At 44.5% G+C, this 19,639-nt stretch carries 14 protein-coding genes; 6 read left to right on the top strand and 8 right to left on the bottom strand.

The window, feature by feature from the left end; all coding sequences use genetic code 11:
- The first annotated feature begins 339 nt into the window (after positions 1-339).
- Positions 340-3,708, top strand: coding sequence for a PAS domain S-box protein (locus tag OSCIL6407_RS0105465; RefSeq protein WP_007354245.1), 3,369 nt, complete (start codon positions 340-342; stop codon positions 3,706-3,708).
- Between the two features lie 127 nt (positions 3,709-3,835).
- Here OSCIL6407_RS0105465 and OSCIL6407_RS0105460 read toward each other — a convergent pair whose 3' ends face one another.
- The gene (locus OSCIL6407_RS0105460) at positions 3,836-5,590 is read right to left on the bottom strand and encodes a DUF3352 domain-containing protein (protein WP_007354244.1); all 1,755 of its coding nucleotides are present in this window, start codon (positions 5,588-5,590) and stop codon (positions 3,836-3,838) included.
- Positions 5,591-5,852: 262 nt separating this feature from the next.
- On the opposite strand from OSCIL6407_RS0105460, the gene OSCIL6407_RS0105455 reads away from it, so the two are divergent.
- On the top strand, positions 5,853-7,484 hold the full coding sequence (locus tag OSCIL6407_RS0105455; protein WP_007354243.1) for a GspE/PulE family protein: 1,632 nt from the start codon (positions 5,853-5,855) through the stop codon (positions 7,482-7,484).
- A gap of 74 nt (positions 7,485-7,558) precedes the next feature.
- Here the strand turns inward: OSCIL6407_RS0105455 and OSCIL6407_RS0105450 are convergent, their stop codons facing one another.
- Positions 7,559-8,119: a hypothetical protein gene (locus OSCIL6407_RS0105450; protein ID WP_007354242.1), complete on the bottom strand. Its 561-nt coding sequence runs from the start codon at positions 8,117-8,119 to the stop codon at positions 7,559-7,561.
- Between the two features lie 115 nt (positions 8,120-8,234).
- Positions 8,235-9,239, bottom strand: a complete 1,005-nt coding sequence (locus OSCIL6407_RS0105445) for an RNA polymerase sigma factor, RpoD/SigA family (protein WP_007354241.1) — start codon at positions 9,237-9,239, stop codon at positions 8,235-8,237.
- Positions 9,240-10,039: 800 nt separating this feature from the next.
- Here OSCIL6407_RS0105445 and OSCIL6407_RS0105440 point away from each other — a divergent pair.
- A complete protein-coding gene (locus tag OSCIL6407_RS0105440; RefSeq protein ID WP_007354240.1) occupies positions 10,040-10,363 on the top strand; it encodes a hypothetical protein in 324 nt (107 codons plus the stop codon).
- A gap of 152 nt (positions 10,364-10,515) precedes the next feature.
- Here OSCIL6407_RS0105440 and OSCIL6407_RS0105435 read toward each other — a convergent pair whose 3' ends face one another.
- Both OSCIL6407_RS0105435 and OSCIL6407_RS0105430 read right to left on the bottom strand, forming a co-directional pair.
- Positions 10,516-11,493 (bottom strand): heme o synthase, encoded by a 978-nt coding sequence (locus OSCIL6407_RS0105435; RefSeq protein ID WP_007354239.1) that lies wholly within the window; start codon positions 11,491-11,493, stop codon positions 10,516-10,518.
- A 386-nt stretch (positions 11,494-11,879) separates the two neighbouring features.
- Entirely contained in the window at positions 11,880-12,794 is a 915-nt protein-coding gene (locus OSCIL6407_RS0105430) for a COX15/CtaA family protein (protein WP_007354238.1), read from the bottom strand.
- 628 nt (positions 12,795-13,422) lie between these two features.
- Between OSCIL6407_RS0105430 and OSCIL6407_RS0105425 the strand changes: the two genes are divergently transcribed.
- The 3 genes from OSCIL6407_RS0105425 (at position 13,423) to OSCIL6407_RS0105415 (ending at position 17,111) form a co-directional block, all read left to right on the top strand.
- Positions 13,423-14,457, top strand: coding sequence for a cytochrome c oxidase subunit II (locus tag OSCIL6407_RS0105425; protein ID WP_007354237.1), 1,035 nt, complete (start codon positions 13,423-13,425; stop codon positions 14,455-14,457).
- 60 nt (positions 14,458-14,517) lie between these two features.
- Positions 14,518-16,194 (top strand): cytochrome c oxidase subunit I, encoded by a 1,677-nt coding sequence (gene ctaD, locus OSCIL6407_RS0105420; RefSeq protein WP_007354236.1) that lies wholly within the window; start codon positions 14,518-14,520, stop codon positions 16,192-16,194.
- 275 nt (positions 16,195-16,469) lie between these two features.
- A complete protein-coding gene (locus OSCIL6407_RS0105415) occupies positions 16,470-17,111 on the top strand; it encodes a cytochrome c oxidase subunit 3 (protein WP_007354235.1) in 642 nt (213 codons plus the stop codon).
- 294 nt (positions 17,112-17,405) lie between these two features.
- Here the strand turns inward: OSCIL6407_RS0105415 and OSCIL6407_RS0105405 are convergent, their stop codons facing one another.
- From OSCIL6407_RS0105405 to OSCIL6407_RS0105395, 3 genes are all read right to left on the bottom strand, one after another.
- Positions 17,406-18,191, bottom strand: a complete 786-nt coding sequence (locus tag OSCIL6407_RS0105405) for a 2-phosphosulfolactate phosphatase family protein (RefSeq protein ID WP_007354234.1) — start codon at positions 18,189-18,191, stop codon at positions 17,406-17,408.
- A 167-nt stretch (positions 18,192-18,358) separates the two neighbouring features.
- On the bottom strand, positions 18,359-19,216 hold the full coding sequence (locus tag OSCIL6407_RS0105400) for a GUN4 domain-containing protein (RefSeq protein WP_007354233.1): 858 nt from the start codon (positions 19,214-19,216) through the stop codon (positions 18,359-18,361).
- Between the two features lie 38 nt (positions 19,217-19,254).
- Positions 19,255-19,572, bottom strand: a complete 318-nt coding sequence (locus tag OSCIL6407_RS0105395) for an antibiotic biosynthesis monooxygenase family protein (RefSeq protein ID WP_007354232.1) — start codon at positions 19,570-19,572, stop codon at positions 19,255-19,257.
- Positions 19,573-19,639: the final 67 nt, after the last annotated feature.

The raw sequence follows: 19,639 nt of genomic DNA, 5'->3' as shown, positions 1-19,639 counted from the left end.
TAAACACATATTAAGCAGCTAGAACCTTATTCCCTTCTAGATAACTGAATCTTTATGCCCTCTGCCTTCTACCCTCTAGTTTCTCCCCTAGTTTGGTTTATGTAAAGGAAAAATTTGTTGGTGCGGTTGCATTTTCCAGACTATAGGTTAAGTTAAGAGGCGTTCCCCTTCCAACTCTGGTTGCTAGGATAAAGCTTCTTTGCTGGCAAACTGCTGAGAAAATTTTTCATTTGAGAATCAGTTCTCAGGTTAGTCAAAAGTCCATTGCTTTCTAGCCGGATCTCTTAAAGCACAAGAATTTCAAACATTTTTAAGTTTGAATTTTGAATTAATTATTCCATGATGCCGCTAAAATATCTGATCGCCCAGATTATAAAAGTATCAGGAAAAGTGCCTCTTGGCACTGTCCTAGTAGTACCCTTCACACTCCAGACTTTTGCGGCCGTAGCACTGACAGGGTGGCTCTCGCTGCGGAATGGGCAAAAGGCTGTCAATAACGTGGCAACGCAACTTCGCAGCGAAGTAACTGCCCGCATCCAGCAACACCTTTACAGTTACGTAGAAACACCTCATACTATCAATCAAATTAACATCAATGCCTTCCGCCTTGGTCTTTTAGATTTACACGACTCCGAAGGCCTTAAGCGCTATCTCTTTAAACAAATTCAAAGTTTTGATACTATCGGCTACATTCAGTTCTCCTCAGAAGAAAAAGAGTTTATTGGCGTGGAACGCCTTGATAATGGTCAATTGCGAATTGGAGTTTGCGACCAATCCACTAACTACGACTTTCATAGCTATGGTCTCGATAACTTAGGTAATATTTCCAAGCTGTTAAAAGTCACCCCTAACTACGATCCCCGGCCTCGCCCCTGGTATACAGCCGCAGTTAAAGCTGGCAAAGCGAAATGGAGCAAAATTTACACATATATTGGCTTTCCCAAACTGGGTATTACTGCTGCTAGACCAGTTTATGGCAATCAAGGGGAACTCTTAGGTGTAATTGGTGCTGACCTGGTACTCTCCCAGATTAATCAATTCCTGCGAAGTCTGGAAATTGGTCGATCGGGAGAGACTTTTATCATCGAACGCTCTGGAGAACTGGTGGCAAATTCAACTCCTGAATCGCCTTTTTTTGGTCGTAATAATGACCCTAAACGAATGTCGGCAATAGGTAGTCCAAATCCACTGATTCGCTCGACGGCGCAGCATTTAGTTGAAAGCTTTGGGGATTTTAATAAAATTAAAAGCAGCCAACAATCGGATTTCATCCTCGATGGAAATCGCCAATTCGTTCAGGTGACACCGCTTTCTGATGGTAGAGGCCTTGATTGGTTGATTGTGGTTGTTGTGCCAGAAGCAGATTTCATGGATGAAATTAACGCCAATACTCGTACTACTATCTTGCTCTGTTTGGGTGCGCTGATAGTAGCGACGCTACTAGGAATTCTGACTTCTAAATGGATTGTGGGGCCGATTGAGCGTTTGAGCAAAGCTGCGGAGGCTTTTTCACGGGGAGAATGGGAAGGGGAACTACAAGTAAATCGCTCGCAGGAATTGGGGGTTTTGGCTCGGTCTTTTAACAGCATGGCTGGTCAGTTGCAAGAGTCTTTCGCTACTTTGGAAGAGCGAGTGGAAACTGCTACTGAGGAACTTCAGGAAGCTCTAGTTTATTTGAGTGCCATCGTCGATAATTTGGCTGATGGTTTGTTAGTAATTGACCAAAATGGAAAGATTGCCCGCTTTAATCCAGCTCTTTTAATTCTATTTGATTTGAGCGAAATTAACCTTGAGGGCAAAGAGTACCAAGAGGTGTTTGGGAGTGAGATAACTCAATTAATGGAACACAGTAAGAGCTGTCCCAGAGATGTTTTTACATTGGAAATCCCTTTGGCTGGGGGTCGCACGGGTAAGGCGGCTGTAACGGCTATTTTGAAAGACGATAATAATCTGCGTGGCTCCCTAATTCGAGATCAGCAAAGTCTGGATACTACCGCTAATGGTAAGTCACAATTTCCAATTACTCAGGAGAAATATTCAGTTGCTAACCATCGGTGTTCGATTCCCATTTCCCAATCTAGTAAAATAGCTTATTTAGGAACAGTGATTCTAATTCGAGATATTACTGCTGAGAAAGAGGCCGAAGCGGAAAAGATGGGGTTGATAGCTTCTCTGCAAAAATCTCAGAAAAAATTAGCTCTACATTTTCAGCAAACGCCGGTGGGCGTGATTGAATGGAAGGTGAATTTTGAGGTCTCTGAATGGAATCCAGGGGCGGAACAAATTTTTGGATATAGCCGCGAAGAAGCTTTAGGGCGCAATGGGATCGAGCTTTTAATTCCTAACACAGATTTAAGTTACATCCATCAGCTTTGGGCAGAGTTATCGACAAATCGGGGAGGGAGGCGCAGCACTAATGAGAATGTAAGGAAAGACGGTAAGATTATTTTATGTGAGTGGTACAACACGACTTTAATTGATGATGATGGTAATGTGGTAGGAGTAGCTTCTTTAGTTCAGGATGTAACGGAACTACAACGCATAGTCGGCGAGCTACGAGCTTCTGAGGAGCGTTTTCGCCAAATGGCAGAAAATATCCATGAGGTTTTTTGGATGATTGACCCCAATCAAAAGCAGATACTCTATGTAAGTCCTGCTTGCGAGCAAATTTGGGGTTGCAGTCGTCAAAGTTTATACGAAAATCCGCAATGTTTGGCAAGTGCAATTCATCCCGATGACCGCGAGCGGGTGATGTCTTTTATTGAGAAAAATACGCAAGCAGAGTACGATCGAGAATACCGGATTTTGCGTCCTGACGGTTCTATTTGCTGGATTCGCGATCGCGCTTTTCCGATATATAATGACGTGGGGGAAATTTACCGCATTGTGGGCATTGCGGAGGATATTACTCAACGTAAACTCGCAGAAGAATTTCAAAAAGTTGCCCAATCTGCGGTTGCAGCTAATCAAGCCAAAAGTGCTTTTTTAGCAAATATGAGTCACGAATTACGTACTCCTCTTAATGCAATTATTGGTTACAGCGATCTGTTGAAAGAAGATGCTGAAGATTTGGGAGCTGAAGAATTTATCTCGGATTTAGATAGGATTCAGAGGGCGGGAAAACATCTGTTAGGCTTGATTAGTGATATTCTTGATATTTCTAAGATTGAAGCGGGAAGGATGGAACTTTACCTGGAAAATTTCAATCCTGTAGATTTGATTGAGGAAGTAATTGCTACTGTAGAACCGCTAGTTATGAAAAATTCTAATAAGTTGGAGGTTTCTTTTGGAAGCAATCTGGATGAAATGTATGCCGATCCTACTAAGACTCGCCAAATATTACTTAATTTGCTGAGTAATGCAGCTAAGTTTACTAAGGATGGTACTATTACTATTACTCTTACTAAGGATGAAAAGGTAGGAAATGAAGAAATATTTAATGGTGATATAGAAAGTGAAGGAGATTATTTATGTTTCTTGTTGTTCCAAGTGGCTGATACTGGAATTGGGATGTCCGCCACGCAATTAGAGCATTTATTTCAACCTTTTATGCAAGGGGATACGTCTACTACGAGGCAATATGGTGGTACGGGGTTGGGATTGGCGATTAGCCGCCACTTTTGCTTAATGATGGGTGGTGATATTGAAGTTGAGAGTAAGTTGGGTTCTGGGTCTGTTTTTACTGTTAGGCTACCAGTTAAGTGTTAAGAAGAAGGGGCTAGGGGCTAGGGGCTAGGGGCTAGGGAAAGAGGAGGAGATGGGGGAGATGGGGAGGATGGGGAGGAGGGGGGATTACCAATTACCAATTACCAATTACCAATTACCAATTATCCTTTTAATTTAGCCGAATAAAAGCACTCCCTCGCCGTACACCAGCTTCTTCACCAGTGCTAGTTAAAGTAAGCGATCGCAAATGGTCGAAAAACGGCCTCGCAGATAACTCAATCAACCTCAAAAGCGGTATTTGCCGCTCCCACACAGGCTTACTTGACGGCCAATCTAAGTATAGATAACCATAATTTAACTGGGGTAAAGGCGCAATGCTAGTTTGAAAGTCACTATTTCTAGCCAGACTTCCAGTTTGTGAAGCTTTCAGCGCTTCATCCATTGCCTCTACAGAAGTGGTAAAAACTTCGTATTCCCCAACAGTAGCATGAACGCCCTTAGCTTCAGCTTTAATAGCTGTATTTTTATTATCAAAATTAGAGCTAGTAGTCAAGCGCGTCCATGCCGAAATCTTTTGATTATCCAGGTTAAAACTGCCAATGCTATAATCTTGACTGAGCGCGATCGCATCCAAACGAGCGATGGCCTTTTCAGACTCCGGTGATTTTTCAGCCGCAAAAATCCAATCAGGGCCATTGCGATCTGGACGGGGTAACAAAGCTAAAACATACTCGCCGCGCACCCAACTAAATATATCCTCTGCTAAATCAATACCCCAAGTTACTTTCAGATCCGCTAGGGGTTGATTTACCAATTTTGAGAGTAGATCGTTACCAGTAACTCCAGCAGCAATTTCGTTCCAAAGATGGTTGAGATCGGTACTCGCTGCTACAAAAGGGCTCGCCTCCGGGACATAATCTAAAGCCTTAACTAGCCCAGATTTGGGGGTTGGAGATTGAAAATTTTTACCTTCAGGGGAGACTAAAACAGCTTCTGCAAGTAATCCTTGCCGATTTATTCCCATAGCGATCGCCAGTGTTGAGGGAGATGCCATCGGATTTGCCTTTTGTGCATCACCAATTGCCTTTTGAGTACCAATCCAATCATTTACTTCCGCTATATTTGCAAAGGCTACAGCAATTCTGCCACCTTTTAACTCTTCTAAAGTCTTTTGATATTCAGCATTATTATTCAGATTTAGATTGGCAGCTTGAACGTTATTAATGGCTTCTCGCAATACCTTGGGATGGTTAGCCAAGAGGACAAAACTATGATGATTTGTGGAACTGCTACCAACTACAGCAGTAGCTAAATTTGGCGATCCTGCTGAAGACAGAGATGAAAGAGTGTTACCCATACTCCCTGTCCTATAAATTAATTTCACGCCTTTATATTGTTCAGAAACTATATTTTCACCACTAACGGTAGGTTTCTGCCAGAAGCGTTCTAGAAATTCTCGACTCAGGTCAGGATCGTTGCTTGCCAGAGCTAATAATAGCCCAATTTGTTTGCCATTGCTGCGATCGCGATCGAAATCCGTCGCCGTTACCGCCAGAGTAATTTCATCCCCCAACCAGGGCTTAATATCTCGACTGTAATCCAAACCCGTATTTGCCAACAAGCTTTTTTTAATTTGGTTAACTTCAGAGTGCGTAGGCGTAGCCAGCCGAAGGCATCGCCCTTTCTCTTGGAAAGGAGAAAAAACCTGCTGCAAAGCTTCCAACCGATCGGGATTTACTAGCATTGATAACATAGCAGGCGCACTCTTCGGCACAAACATCGCAGCCACAGGGGCACCAGTCGGGCCGCCTTGCAGCAAATTCAGCGGGGTGTTAGCCTTTAGCCAGTAAAAACCACCTGCACTTAACGCGAATAAGGCAAGAATGCCAGGAATAAGGAAAGATAAAAAGGAGCGTAACTTCATAAGTTGGTGGAAAGCTAGTCAACTATTATAACTATTATTGAGCTCTGAGTTTATAGTAATTTTAACTGATTTGTAAAGCCAAGGTTTTTTTGCCTAAACGCAGAGAACGCACAGGAATACAAAAAAATGTTTGCGAGCGATTATAAGATGAGTATAGCGTAATTATAGGCTAAGATTTTGATGTTATTACAAAATCGTTCACAGTTTGATGTTTCTCCTAAGTCCTTTGAACAGTAAACTCTAGTCAGGATTCGCAACTACCATGCAAACTGCTTCAGTCCTATCTGCTTGGCAACAACTGAGAAATCGTGCCATTACCTGCGAGCAAGCGCTGCAAAGCTTAGTAGACGATCAGGGAATCGTAAATTTGCAGTTACTTGACCGAGAAGTTAGCTTTCGCTTTTTTCGGGAATTTCCCGATAGAAATATATTACCACCTCTAATTCCTCTATTGTTGTGGCGAAACTGCTATTATTTGGGTTCTCCCGTAGAGGTATCTGTAGAATCGCTCAAAATAATGAGCGATCGCACTTTCAGCGATATCAAAATTATTCCTATTGATGACAAGAGTTACCGCGCCTGGTTTCACAGCCAAAATCTCGACCCCAACCGCATTAGTTCTGCGCCTTTAATTAATCCGATTACTGGAGAATTAGAACCAGAAGATGTTAGTGAAACTACAGAACTTTACCTCACAAAAGCAGCCGATCAAATTGGTAGAATTAAAACTTTGATTTCGGGGGCGCTGCGAAACCGCGCCAGCGATATTCACCTTGAACCTGGGACAGATGGTTTAAGAGTTCGCTACCGGATTGATGGAATTTTACGGAAAATTACTACTTTTCCTACGGAGATTGGTCGTAAAGTAGTTGTGGCTTTAAAAGTTATGTCTAACATGGACATTGCTGAAAGCCGCCGTCCCCAAGATGGACGCATTGGGGAGAATTATGCCGCCGGTCAAGGTTCAGAAATGGGGTTAGATATGCGGGTGAGTATTTTGCCTTGCGTAGGTGGAGAAAAAGCCGTAATTAGGTTATTACCACAAGAAAATCCTTTTAGCGATTTAGATAGTTTGGGGTTTGCTCCCCAGGCACTGAATATATATAAAAATTGGTTGCAACAACCCCAAGGGATGATTATTTTTACCGGGCCTACTGGTTCGGGAAAAACTAGCACGCTGTACACGAGTTTACTGTCAGTAGCGACGGAACACATGAACGTTGTAACGGTGGAAGATCCGGTGGAATACGTTTTACCGGGGATTACGCAAACGCAGGTACATGAAAGGGCGGGGATGACTTTGGCTGCGGGTTTGCGGGCGATCTTGCGTCAAGATCCTGATATTATTATGGTGGGGGAAATTCGCGATCGCGACACCGCAGATACAGCAGTTAGGGCAGCATTAACTGGTCATTTAGTCTTGACAACTTTGCACACTAATGATGCCATTGGTGCTATTCCCAGATTAAAAGATATCGGGCCAGATCCAGGTTTAATTAGTGATGCTCTCTTAGGAATTGTTGCTCAGCGTTTAGTGAGGCGAGTTTGCCCTCATTGTGCAGAACCTTATAAACCAACTCAGGAGGATATGGAGGTATTAGCTTTAGATTGGGAAGATGCCAATCCTTTTGGCTGGCGCAAGGGTAGAGGTTGCGCTAATTGTTTTAATTCTGGTTATTTAGGAAGAGAAGCAATTGTTGAGTTGCTAGATTTAGATAATAATATTCGCCATTTAATTTATGAGGGGACAATGCCTCAGTTGCACCGCTATTTAGTTGAAAAAGGTTTTATTTCTTTTCGGTTAGCAGCAATTGAAAAGGTGGCAAGCGGTATAACTACAGTAGAAGAAGTGCAGCGAGTTTTGCCTCATAGCGCTTTACACCGTAAAGTTTAATTTGGTTGGGAATAAAGATCCAGGGTCAGGCCGCGATCGCACTCCTTAGTATTGCGGCGAACGCAGCAATATCTCTATTGTCCCCAAACCTGCCGTTGATAAGTCTTTTTACATATATTTAGTAACCGCCGATCGTTCTCACTGATATTCGATAGGCGATGATACTGTGGGAGATTGACAGAATAGGGAGACGTACTCCCGTCGAAACTATCTACAACCTTTACATCTAGCTGAGTTGATTGTAGAGAGCCATAAAAACAGTAAAAAGCAGACCGAGGAAGGTAAAAAGCTCCTATTACCTTCCCCTTGCGAAGTTCAAACACGAAATACTCCTTTTCAACTTGGTCGCGTTGAGGAGACTGACCATAGAAATAAATGCCATCAGTTATTAAACCATTTGTTGGCTCCGGCTCGGAGTCAATGGTAAATGGTTTTGGACAGAATTTGACTGGCGGACGCAAAAGTGCAGTGACTTTCGGAGACGCAACAGCCAACAACCCTAATCCGCTTACAGATGTGGTTGTCAAGTAAGTAGCGATCGCTCCTAACCCCAAAGTTAAGAATAATCCTGCTAGTACGCCACGTAATCGATTTAGTTTGAATAAACCGGGTTTCTGAGAGAAAAGGCTTGCCATAATCAACCAGTTGCTTGCAACCAACCCGGTTTTTGTACCCCTTGTTAAAGGCTAAGACTGCTATAAATACAAAAAAAGATTTTAGCTTTAATCTAAAATCTTTTCTCTCCAATATCTAGCTAGCTAGGTATTCTCGTACTTGAGCCTGCCGACGGCGCAAATGAGCGAGGGCTTGATGTTCTAGCTGGCGCACCCGTTCGCGGCTGAGTTTCAGCCTTTCTCCGACTTTGGCCAAAGACATTTCATGACCATCCTCCAAACCGAACCGCAAACTCAAGACATCTCGCTGTTGAGGAGTCAGTTCCGCCATCAGGTTGTTGAGGTCTTGTCGGAGCAACTCCCCTGTGATGTAATCATCAGGAGACGCGCTTTCATCCTCTAAAAGCTCTTGTAGCTCTGTATCCTGGTTATCTCCCACCCGCAGATCCAAAGAAACTGGATGGCGTGCCATCAGCAAGTATTCCCGAATTTGGGAGGGGTGTAATTCTAGTGCAGAGCCGATTTCCGCTGGCGTGGGACTGCGCCCTAACTGCTGGGCTAGTTCCCTCTGGACTTTTTTGATTTTATTGAGTTTTTCAGTGATGTGAATCGGCAAGCGGATGGTACGAGCGTGTTGGGCGATCGCGCGCGTGATCGCTTGGCGAATCCACCAATAGGCGTAGGTGGAAAATTTGTATCCCCGCATCGGGTCAAATTTCTCTACACCGCGCTCCAAGCCGAGAGTACCTTCTTGAATTAAATCCAAGAATTCCATATTGCGTTTCTGGTACTTTTTCGCGATCGCCACGACTAAACGCAAATTCGCTTCAATCATCTTCTGCTTGGCCCGCCGACCTTGGTGCATCAAGCGCTTGAGTTCAGCTTCACTTAGCTGCACTTGCAAAGCCCATTCTACCTCCGTTGGTTCGCGCCGCAGTTCTTTAGCTAGTTCTTCTTTTGCTTCTAGCAATTGCATCATTTGCTGCACCTGCTTGCCGTAAATAATCTCTTGCTCGCGGGTGAGCAGCGCCACACGGCCGATCTCGTGCAGATAGGTACGAACCGTATCTGTTGAGGAGTCTGGCCTTGTGCCCATATAGGGGGCTTTACCAGTTTTGTTTTTAGGGGTGGCGTTAGACATGGGTGAATATTACACTCCTTAAACAGATAGAAAGTTGACCATAGCCTGCCCCAGTTTTCGGAGCGGGAGAGAAACTTATATTAGAGATAGGTTTCCCTATCCCTTCAAGCATGAGTGACGATTGGTAGAAGCTTTTTGTTTGGTGCGTACTTTTAGGTCGTTATCTCTGGCAATCCAATTAACTTGATTAAAAGCTGACTGGCTTTGACGGTTCCTACAAGTAGAAGTTATTTTCAGTTTACTTTTCTCAATACTATTACAATTTTTGAGGGCCGTAAAGGGTAAAAGCATCTATCTTAAGGTGAAAATTCTACATTTTTCCTTAAGGTTGCCGGCACTCTTCTAGGTTTAAGCACAACTGACTCTCACTGACTGTGAAACTATGGGTTTTGCTTGCTTCTTATTCCATAATGACCTGAATTTTTTTTAGTGCCCATACGTAGTGAATAGGAGATAACCGAACTCGATCCTGGTACGGGCCGGATATCTCTATGGAGGCAGGAGGCAGGAGGTAGGAGGAAGAAGGTAGAGGCGAGCTCGTAGGTGGTAGTGATGGTAGAACTAGCGGGACTGCACCGCAGCTAAATTGATGGTATTGAGCAGGGTGAGAGAAATACAGCACTTTCCAGGTAAGTTAAGTACAGAGAAACCGGGTTTCTTGAATAAAACCGATTTCTGGCGAGAAATCCAGAAGAAACCCGGTTTCTAGGCTGTACTTTATAAACCTGGAATCCGCTGTATAGCCCTCTTAAACATTGAAGAGTTAAGAAAAATACAAGCTGTACTAGAGGAATAAGGATATGGAAACCGCACCCAAGCTGACGTTTAAATATGGCTGGGATGAAAGAGACGAGGTAGAAACGCCAATGAAAGGATGTAGAAGTGATGGAATTGTCAGCTTATCGAATGGTGAAGCCTATTCTATCTATTTTATCGATCCTATCCGCTTACAACAAGATCTAGACGCAGAGGTGGAATGTGGTTCTCCTTTTTTGGCTCCACCAGGGTTAATAGTTTTACCGGAGTTAACGCGAAGTGCGATGGAAAATGCGATCGCGCAATTGTGGAAACAGGGATATTTTGATTCGTTTAAGCCGATAGGTGAAGTGAAAAAGTCAGTTTAAACAGCAGAGTTTATTTCTCATAAAATGTCGCCAGTGATTTGATTTTCTGTAGAGTTGATAATACTAAAAATAGTTAACCGTTAACCGTTAACATAAAAAACAAAACCCGCACTAGGCGGGTTTCATTAAAATCATTGCAATCTAACTCACGCCTACAGCGGAATCGCACTAATTAAAGTCTGCATATTATCAGCAACAGCAGCCGTAAAATGATGAGTAGCTGGCAAACTATCAACCACAATTCCCGCACACAGCAACATCATGTAAAAGATGGAATACTTAAAGAGCGATCGCGCTACTCCTCGATCCTCTGGAGACTGCAACAGTAGCCAAGCTTTCTGCATAAAAATCGCCCCCAGTAAAGTCGCTACCACTCCATAAACTGCACCGGCTGCATTCAGTGGATAAACTAGCAGCAAAGTTGCAGGAATCAAAATCAGAGTATAAATCCAAATCTGCACCGCAGTTGCTTTATCTCCTTCAATTACTGGTAACATCGGCACGCCTACCTCAGCGTATTCGTCGCGAATCATCATTGCCAAAGCCCAAAAATGCGGCGGTGTCCATAAAAACACAATCGCAAATAATAGCCACGCCGCCCAACTTAAATCTCCTGTAACAGCGGCCCAACCTACTAGGGGTGGAATTGCACCGGCTGCACCGCCAATGACGATATTTTGCACGCTATGACGCTTCAACCAATGGGTGTAAATTAAGACGTAGAAGACAATGCCCGACATTGCTAATAAAGCAGCCAGCAAATTGGCAACAACGGTGAGCAAGGTGAAGGATAAACTAGCAAGGATGACTGCGAAAATTAAAGCATCTCGACGCTTTACCCGCCCAGAAGGAATTGGTCGCCAGCGGGTGCGCTCCATGATATAGTCAATATCGCTGTCGTAGATGCAATTAATAGTATTAGCAGCACCAGAAGCTAAAGTACCTCCAGTCATAGTTGCTAATAGCAATAGGGGATCGACTTCTCCTTTGGCTGCCATCCACATTCCCGCCGCTGTGGTAATTAGCAGCAACAGGATAATTCTTGGCTTTGTTAGTTGGTAGTAACTTTGAACTACCTGTAAAGCGTTTTGATGGATTCGGGATTGGTTGTTAGTAAGAATTTCCTGCATTATTTCCTTTCCTAAATTGCATAGCCCGTAGCAGGCTTTTTGGGTAACGCGATCGTTTTTAACTGGGCGGTTAACACCGCTACTACAGTCACTTCGCTCTTTCTATACCTCTTAACTGGGCGGTTAAAACCGCTACTACACAGACTAAACCCGCCTGCGCGGGTTTCAAAACCGTCGCCTTTCTCTTTCTATAGTTCCCGTAGGCGGACTTTGTTTGTTTAGCCGCGAGTTATAGCAACCACCAAGGCGTTTAAGACATTCTGAATTGCTAAACCTCACTGATTCTATTCCCCTATTCCCTTATTCTCTTATTTCCTTATTTCCCTAGCCCCTAACCCCTAGCCCCTAACCCCTAGCCCCTAACCCCTTCTTCCCCTAGCCCCTAGCTAGGCAGACATAGCCCGATCTCGCCATGCTAAAACGCTGAATGCTACAAGCGTCGCTAGTAAGGCTGCACCGACTGCTTGGTGGGCTACTGTTAAGGGTTCTACTTGCAGGTGCAACCGGAAAGTTGCGACTCCCAAAAGTAACTGTGCAATTAGGCATAAGCCAGCCCAGTTTGCTAATTTTCGTAATGTGGCATTTAGTGCTGGTGTTCGCCAGGCGATCGCGATTACTGCTAAAGTGCCGACGGTGGCGGGTACGATCCCCATAATGTGGCTATTCATCACACCGCAGAGCTCAGATGCGCCAAAGCATTGATGTAGCGCCCATTGAGAGCCGACTAATGCTCCTAATAGGCTTTGGAGGTAAATTAGCAAGGCGGCGATTGACGCTAACCAGGGTAATTTGCCGACTGTTCCGGTTGCTTGATAGGGTGTCAGCATTAAGCCGATCGCTACTAGGGTGATGAAAAATATTAAAGCCATGCCTAAGTGAGCGGTGACTATATCAAACCGTAGGAGTTGCGTTACCGTCAGTGCTCCTAAAATGCCTTGGGAAACGATCAAAAATAAGGTGAGTGGGGAGGCGATCGCCAGCCAACCGGGAAGACGATTCCTGTACCACCAAGATAGTGCGGTGAGTGCGATCGCGCTTAATCCAATCAAGGCTGCATCCAGCCGATGAAACCATTCTAGAAATACTTGTAGGTTCATCTGGGCGGCGGGTACTAACTCACCGTAACATAGCGGCCAGTCAGGGCAAGCCAGACCAGCATTCATTACCCGCGTCGCGCTACCTACGGCCATCAATAGCCAAGTGGCGATCGCCATCTTCCAGACGAGGCTACGAATGATATCCCTTGGCTGCCACTCCGCTTGCGGCTGCGCGGCAGGCTGATTCAAAACAGAGTTAGCCATGAGTTTTACATTAACCTTAATCGCCAATCAAACTTAATTAAATAATGAGCCTTTGCTCAGGTGAGCTTAACAGTCTATTTTTATCGCAAACAGTCGTATTTACTACATTAGCGGGCGGAAAATCGGATTAACCGCTCTTTACAAAGATTTCAGCTTTGCTGCTGTGATATAGCAACCGCCAGGGCGGTTAGGGGCTAGGGGCTAGGGGCTAGGGACTAGGGGAAGAAGGGGAAGAAGGGAAAAGCAGGGGAAGGAGACAGGCGGAAAATGCAATAGGATTATATTGCGCTGATTTTTATAACTTTAAACAAATCTTGATTTATTTGACTGATTTTCTGTGCTTAGCCGATTCAGCCATCAAAATTGAGCGATAATTTATAAAGAAAACCTTAAGTTTCAATATTTTTTTGACTTTTTCCTGTACCTAAAAATATAAAGTTTTATTACGAAATGTTAAAAGCATAAAAAAATCCTAAAAATTAGCACCAGTTACAAACTCTAAATGGATACCTGCTCTAACCTAATAAGTATGTATGACTGCCTGTCAGATGGCAGCCGACAAAAAAGCAAGCTTCAAGTAAGCGACTCCTCAACCAAGGTGTCGCACCCCTGAGCAAGGAGTCAAGGCATGGCAGAAGAAAAAGAAAAACAAACAGTACCAAGTTCAATATTGGCTCTGGTTGCTGGCATCGTCATCACAGTGGTGAGCGTGTGGTACGGTCAAAACAACCACCTACTCCCAGAGCAGGCATCAGCCCAGGCCCCACTGGTGGATGATTTTTTTAACGTGATGATCACGATCGGCACAGCCCTGTTTATCGTAGTAGAGGGAGCGATCGTACTGTTTGCGATCCAATTCCGCCACCGCCCTGGAGACGACGGCGACGGAGTGCCAATTAGCGAAAACTTTGGCTTAGAAGTCTTCTGGACAGCAATTCCTGCGATCTTGGTAATCGGCTTGGGAGTCTACAGCGTCGAAGTTTATAGAGATATGGGAGGCTTTGACCCTGGAGCTTCTCAGGTAATGGCTCACGTCCATTCACCATCCCACATGGCACATAAAATGCCCAGAGGAAGCGCGATCGCAGCTCCTCTAATCGCGCAATCAGAAGAAGTGGCAGCCGATGAAATGCCACCAGCCCCCGATGCAAAATATGGTTTCGGAGGAACACCGGCCGAGGAAGGAAAACAACCAGACGTGACAGTAAACGTCACTGGTATGCAATACGCCTGGATATTTAACTATCCCGAAAGCAATGTCACCTCTGGCGAATTGCACGTACCTATTGGCAAAGATGTACAGCTTAACCTCTCCGCCGTCGATGTAATCCACTCATTTTGGATGCCACAGTTCCGCCTCAAACAAGATGCCATTCCCGGTATCCCCACTGAACTCCGGTTCGTAGCTATCAAGACGGGAGATTACCCCGTATTTTGCGCCGAACTCTGCGGCAGCTATCATGGCGCGATGCGGACAAGAGTAATCGTACACACTCAGGAAGAGTACGATAGCTGGCTACAAGAAAACCAAGTTGCTCAGCAGCAAGATTTGAATCAAGCTGTTGCAATTAAACCCGCTGATTTGTCAGCATCGGAGTTTCTGGCTCCCTACGCAAGCGAAATGGGAATTAAAGCCGAAACCTTAAGTCAACTGCACAAATAAGTCAGTTAACAGTTAACAGTTAACGGTTAACAAATTCGCTATTTTTCCCCAACATACTTTATGGCACAAGCACAAATTCCAGTAAACGCACCGCCGGAAAATAAGGGCGATCCTCATGGTGGACATCAACATCCAGAAGCCTGGAAATGGTACGACTACTTTACGTTTAACGTTGACCACAAGCTAATTGGTATCCAATATCTGGTCACGGCGTTTATTTTCTACCTGATTGGCGGTTTGATGGCGATGGCGATGCGGGCAGAACTTTTTACTCCCGATTCCGACTTTTTGCCTCCCGAACTGTATAACGCCTTCTTGACTAATCACGGGACGATTATGATTTTCCTGTGGATTGTGCCGGCTGCGATCGGGGGATTTGGTAACTTTCTGGTGCCCCTGATGATCGGTGCTAGAGATATGGCCTTTCCCAAACTGAATGCGATCGCCTTTTGGGTAAACCCACCCGCTGGATTGCTGATTTTAGGCAGTTTCTTCTTCGGAGGAGCTCAATCAGGCTGGACATCTTATCCGCCTTTAAGCGTGATTACGGCAAATACGGCTCAATCCATGTGGATTTTGGCGATCGTCTTGGTCGGAACTTCTTCAATTTTGGGCTCGTTGAATTTTATCGTCACCATCCTGAAGATGAAAATTCCTAGCATGAGGTGGGATCAAGTTCCCCTGTTTTGCTGGGCAATTATGGCGACTTCAATTTTGGCACTTGTGTCAACTCCAGTGCTAGCTGCGGGATTAGTTCTGCTATTGTTTGACATCAATTTTGGTACGTCATTCTTCAAGCCTGATGCAGGCGGTAATGTCGTCATTTACCAGCATTTATTCTGGTTCTATTCTCACCCGGCAGTTTATCTAATGATTCTGCCAATTTTCGGGATCATGTCGGAAGTGATTCCAGTTCATGCTCGGAAACCGATTTTTGGGTATAAAGCGATCGCCTACTCTAGCATCGCTATCTGCTTTGTGGGATTGTTCGTCTGGGTACACCATATGTTTACCAGCGGTACACCTCCCTGGATGCGGATGTTCTTCACCATCTCCACCCTGATTGTTGCGGTTCCTACTGGGGTGAAAATATTCGGCTGGGTAGCGACTCTTTGGGGCGGTAAAATCCGCTTTACCAGTGCCATGCTATTCGCGATGGGTTTACTGGCGATGTTCGTTTTCGGCGGACTTTCCGGTGTAACACTGGGAACTGCACCTTTTGACGTTCACGTTCACGATAGTTACTATGTCGTGGGGCATTTCCACTACGTCTTATTTGGCGGTTCAGTCTTCGGCCTTTATGCCGGAATTTATCACTGGTTCCCCAAAATGACTGGCCGGATGCTGAATGAAACTTGGGGTAGAGTTCACTTTGTTCTCACCTTCATCGGCACTAATCTTACCTTCCTACCGATGCACTCCTTGGGATTGCAAGGAATGCCTCGCCGGATTGCCATGTACGACCCTCAATTTACTCAGCTTAACCAGCTTTGTACCTACGGATCGATTTTGCTAGGGTTCTCTGTACTTCCATTCTTTATCAATATTATTTGGAGTTGGATGTACGGGCCCAAAGCATCTGGTAATCCTTGGAATGCTCTAACTTTGGAATGGACGACTGCATCGCCACCCGCGATCGAAAACTGGGAAGTGTTGCCAGTGTTGACCTATGGCCCCTACGACTATGGAGTAGATGGTCATGGTAAGCCAAGTGTTCCTATATCTGTTAAGAGTTAGTGGTTAGTTGTTAGTAGTTAATGGTTAGTTGTTAGTGGTAGTTTGGGTTAGCTTGTTGTCTTTTTTTGGCAATAAAGTAATAACCAGATGACTTACGCAGTATTGGCTAATAACATAAGGGTTGCGATTACTTCGCTTCGCTCGTAATGACAGAAATATGTTGTTTTTGCGTAAGTTCTAAACTAATAACTAACAATTAACCATTAACTACTAACAACCAACAACTAACAATTAACAATTAACAACTAGCAACTAACCAAAAACATTGGAGAATTATGCAAGGTTCAACAATTGATGTTCAAGATAATATTGACAACTCATCTCTCCCGCCAGAGGCGACAGCCGATGCAGCTCAAAATCACGAAGAACATAAGGATTTGCGTGTTTTCGGACTGCTAACTTTCTTGGCTTCTGAATCCCTAATGTTTGGTGGATTTTTTGCAGCTTATTTGTTATTGCGGGGCGCTACAGAGGTTTGGCCTCCTGAAGGGACAGAAGTAGAACTTTTGCTACCTACGATTAACACAATCATTCTGGTTTCAAGTAGTTTTGTCATCCACCTGGGGGATACAGCAGTTAAAAAGAATGATGTCAAAGGGATGAGACTTTGGTACGCTGTAACTGCTCTAATGGGAATTATTTTCTTAGGGGGTCAAGCTTACGAGTATCTGACTCTGGGGTATGGTTTGACTGAGAATGTGTTTGCTAATTGTTTTTACCTGATGACAGGTTTTCACGGTTTGCACGTTTTGATCGGCGTGTGTTTAATTTTGGGTGTAATCTGGCGGAGTCGCCGCGAAGGGCACTATTCAAATGTTAAGCATACTGGTATCGAAATGGCAGAGATTTACTGGCACTTCGTAGATATCATCTGGATTATCCTGTTTACGTTGCTCTATATTCTTACACTGTTTTAATTCAGTAGTGAGTTGAGAATAAAACCCCTCTGTTCCTCTCTGGTACATAGAGGGGTTATGTTTGGGAATTACACATTATCGCTCTTCTGTCACTCTAGGCAGAAGAAAATAAAAACTCACTCTCATTCATCAAGTAAGAAAAGGGATTTGGGTAAAAGTTCATTAAGGCCCTTAATCGAGCTAAGCCTGTAGATAATTTTGGAATCGGAAAAACTTTTAGCCACTGTTGCATCAAGTTAAAGCTAATTACCAATACCAATTACCCATTACCAATTACCCATTACCCATTACCCATTACCTTTTTTGTGCAGTCGGAAGCCAAAATTCTGCTTTGGGAATTTGAGCATCTGACTTGACCAAAACTCCAATTTCTCGTTGGATGGGGACTGTATCTACAATATCGAGTTGAGAGCAATATTTCAAATCTTCGTAGACTCCCAGACCAAGAAGTCGTTTGCCATGACTAGCGAGATTCATCAATTCGTAAAGTTGATCTTTCCACTGCAAATAAAGCGCGATCGCGGCATATACTTCATCATTACCAACAAATTCGTCTCGCGGAGTACCGCTTTCTGCAAGTAGCATTTCTGCGATCGCACCTGCACAGACGGTATCTTCCAGGGAAAAACTGCCTTCCCAACCAGAACCGAGTATCCAAATAGTGCTGGGTCGTTTGACTAGGAGATACTGGACTACGGCGCGGCGGTTGATTAATGCTGCTGCTAAAACTGTTTTGGCAGCTTGCACTCGCTCAAGGGCGCGAGTACCATTGGTGGTACTAATAAATAGTCGCTTACCTTGAACGCGATCGGGCGTACAGTCAAGAGGTGAGTTACCCATGTCACAGCCTTCAACTTTTGCACCACCACGCTCGCCGGCACGGATACGCTTCGGTGCGGGCCATTTTTCGCTCTCCTGCATCAGTTTGTCAATGTCGCTGAAGACTTGGACTGCTTCGGCTCTATTGTTAAGGGCGGTTGCCATTGTTGTAGTGGCGCGGAGTACATCAACTGCGATCGCGCAGTCGGGTACTTTGTCCGTTGGGGTGAGTTCGGGGGTGTGGTAAATATAAAGCTGCACTGGTGGGGATGCCTGTTATTGATACTTCTGAAAACTATTTTATAGGGCGGCGTTACAAAGAGCGATCGCTACATATATCAACTGCTTTCGTCGCTTAGAGCCACTCCAACTCTTACCTCTGGTTCATAATCCCTTACTTTTTCAAGCTTTTCCCTCTTCCCTCTTCCCTAGCCCCTAGCCCCTAGCCCCTCTTCCCTAGCTATAGTGCAAGCTGTAAGTCTAGAACTAAAAAACGACAGATTCTCAGCCGCCATACCTTTACCCATACCGTAACAGGCACGTTTACGCCATGCGATCGCGGGTAGGTGTCCTTGGGGAGCATTCAAATTGAATCTGAGTTCATCGTAATAGGCCCAGCTATCTTTTAACCGCCATCCTACGCGATCGCAAAATTCTGTATAATTCCTGCCTTCACTCTCCCAAATTTCCTGTTGTACTCTCAACCCAAATAACCCGCTACTATAATATTCCCAAAGTTGGTCAATAGTGCGAAGGTCTGTACAGGGGAATTTCTCAATATCTGCCGCACTCAGCCAGCCTTCTTCTTCTCGAAAAGCTACTTGAAGTATAATTTCCCAAGTATGTTCGTCCGCTTTACGCCATTTCCCCGCAGCTAAAAGCTGTATTAATTGTCTGTAATCCATCCCCACTTCCGACATCGGCGGCGTTTGTTCGGGGATCGCACTAATTTTCTCTTCTAACCGCGATAGGGAATCAGCAATTAAATCTGGATTCATCTGTTCTAGGCGATACAAAACCCATTCTAATTGAGACTGGAGGTTGGCTCTTTCAACTGCGGCTGATTGTAGTTGGATTTGCAACTGATTTAACTGAGTTTCCCATCCCTGAACTTGTGAATTTGCCCACATTCGCCTTGCCCAATCCAATCTAAGTTGTTCCTTTTTCCAATAAGCTTTGGACTGTTTGCGACCCAGGGGAAAAGGTGTCAAATCCCAGCCACAGAGCGAGCAGAAATCAACTTTACCTGGTAAATATTCACGATCGCAAACAGGACACTTAGCCATATAGAATATTATAAATTGTTGTGCCGTTATTGGGACGGTTACGGTGTAAATTCCGTGAGCAATTGAACAGAGCGCAAGATTTCTGGCGAATCAGGTTGACTGCTGAATAACTGTTTCCATTCTGAATTTTGGTTCTCGAATGCAGTGCGTGCGCCGTAAGCCGCCATATCTGCATATTCAATCACGAGAATTAGAGAATCCGTATCTGGGCCGGGAACGGTATTACGGAAAAGACGCACTGACTGAGGCATAATCTCGCTATTGAACTTGGGGCTGGCTGCTTCGCCAAGTTTAGCCATAAAGTCATTCAATCTGCCTGGTTTTACTTCGTAAGTAAAGATCGCAAAAACTGCCATTGAAGATTTCCTTCTTTATATCAAATCTGGTTGCCTCGCAATTAATTATATATCATCGCGTGCGATC

The organism is Kamptonema formosum PCC 6407, from assembly GCF_000332155.1.
Classification (GTDB): Bacteria; Cyanobacteriota; Cyanobacteriia; order Cyanobacteriales; family Microcoleaceae; genus Kamptonema; species Kamptonema formosum.
The sequence above is the reverse complement of the archived record's forward strand: the minus strand, read 5'-3'. Positions and strand labels throughout refer to the sequence as shown.

Coding starts and splice junctions, on each gene's coding strand:
- OSCIL6407_RS0105435 (WP_007354239.1), bottom strand. CDS start 11,493: ATGCAGGAAATTCTTACTAACAACCAATCCCGAATCCATCAAAACGCT.
- OSCIL6407_RS0105455 (WP_007354243.1), top strand. CDS start 5,853: ATGCAAACTGCTTCAGTCCTATCTGCTTGGCAACAACTGAGAAATCGT.
- OSCIL6407_RS0105460 (WP_007354244.1), bottom strand. CDS start 5,590: ATGAAGTTACGCTCCTTTTTATCTTTCCTTATTCCTGGCATTCTTGCC.
- OSCIL6407_RS0105425 (WP_007354237.1), top strand. CDS start 13,423: ATGGCAGAAGAAAAAGAAAAACAAACAGTACCAAGTTCAATATTGGCT.
- OSCIL6407_RS0105465 (WP_007354245.1), top strand. CDS start 340: ATGATGCCGCTAAAATATCTGATCGCCCAGATTATAAAAGTATCAGGA.
- OSCIL6407_RS0105415 (WP_007354235.1), top strand. CDS start 16,470: ATGCAAGGTTCAACAATTGATGTTCAAGATAATATTGACAACTCATCT.
- OSCIL6407_RS0105450 (WP_007354242.1), bottom strand. CDS start 8,119: ATGGCAAGCCTTTTCTCTCAGAAACCCGGTTTATTCAAACTAAATCGA.
- OSCIL6407_RS0105395 (WP_007354232.1), bottom strand. CDS start 19,572: ATGGCAGTTTTTGCGATCTTTACTTACGAAGTAAAACCAGGCAGATTG.
- OSCIL6407_RS0105445 (WP_007354241.1), bottom strand. CDS start 9,239: ATGTCTAACGCCACCCCTAAAAACAAAACTGGTAAAGCCCCCTATATG.
- OSCIL6407_RS0105430 (WP_007354238.1), bottom strand. CDS start 12,794: ATGGCTAACTCTGTTTTGAATCAGCCTGCCGCGCAGCCGCAAGCGGAG.
- OSCIL6407_RS0105440 (WP_007354240.1), top strand. CDS start 10,040: ATGGAAACCGCACCCAAGCTGACGTTTAAATATGGCTGGGATGAAAGA.
- OSCIL6407_RS0105400 (WP_007354233.1), bottom strand. CDS start 19,216: ATGGCTAAGTGTCCTGTTTGCGATCGTGAATATTTACCAGGTAAAGTT.
- ctaD (WP_007354236.1), top strand. CDS start 14,518: ATGGCACAAGCACAAATTCCAGTAAACGCACCGCCGGAAAATAAGGGC.